The 1118-nt window shown below is 45.3% G+C and carries 2 protein-coding genes; both read left to right on the forward strand.

Translation table 11 applies throughout. From position 1 onward, the window contains the following. Positions 1-488, forward strand: a 488-nt coding sequence (locus A3750_RS16815; protein WP_304440205.1) for an outer membrane protein OmpK, incomplete at its 5' end; no start/stop codon positions are given. A 155-nt stretch (positions 489-643) separates the two neighbouring features. Then, positions 644-1118: TetR family transcriptional regulator C-terminal domain-containing protein (locus A3750_RS16820; RefSeq protein ID WP_068548491.1), on the forward strand; the 475-nt coding region annotated here is incomplete at its 3' end.

Raw genomic sequence — 1118 nt, forward strand, 5'->3', positions numbered from 1 at the left:
CTCGTTTTAGCCTAAGCAATATGACGGGTTCTGAGCTGAAAGCGGGCCCTGTAACTGACGTATTGATTGCGACGACCTACGAGTTCAGCTCAGACAGCACAGGCTTCTCGCAAGATAACTACCTTTACGGTGTAGGCTTGAACTGGGATCTTCCGGGTTTTGCGTTCTTCCAAACGAACTTTTTCTACGCGAATAACGAAAACATTGATGATGATCTTCAGTTGACGGTTGTATACGGTGTTCCATTTGCTACGGGTGATGTTGATTGGATGTTTGATGGCTACATCGATTGGTCATCTGCACAAGAAGATCACGGAGCAGACTTTCACTTCAACCCGCAACTACGTGCTGATATCGGCAAGTTCATGGGGATTACCAAATCTAAGCTTGAAGCGGGTATCGAGTACTCATACTGGCACAACAAGTTTGGTGTGAAGAGCGATGACGCAGAATCAGCAGTTAGCGCTTTGATCAAGTACCACCTGTAAGTATGATTGTTAGTGGTTAATCATACTGCTAGCGATAGCAGCTAGTAATGGTATCGAATAATTGTAGCTAACAGTATGTTCGTAGCGAGCTTCAGGGCGTGGCCCTTAAAGCTCGTTATCGATCCCCAGAACAACAAACAAAGATGTAGAACAACATGAGCGATAAAGATAGCGCACAAAAGACCGGTAAAATCCGAGAGCAGAATCGTAAAAATATTCTGGCTGCTGCTGAAGACTCTTTTGTTAAAAACGGGTTTAAAGGAACCAGCATGCAATCCATTGCCGATGCTGCAGAACTGCCTAAAGCCAACGTTCTCTACTACTTTAAAAGCAAGCAAGCGCTTTACTTGGCGGTGCTTGATGAGATTATCCGACGTTGGGACGAGTCGATCGACGATATGAGCGAAGGCGATGACCCAGCTGAAGTACTTGGTAACTACATCCGCGCAAAAGTTGATCTAGCCATTCAATACCCGAATGCGTCCAAGATTTTCGCACTTGAAATCATTCAAGGCGCACCGAATTTACAAGACCACTTACGCAGCAACTTGCGTGCTTGGGTCCGAGACAAAAGCAAAATTATCCAGTCTTGGATTGATCAGGGAAAAATGAACGCTGTTGATCCTGAGC

Source organism: Oleiphilus sp. HI0079 (assembly GCF_001635105.1).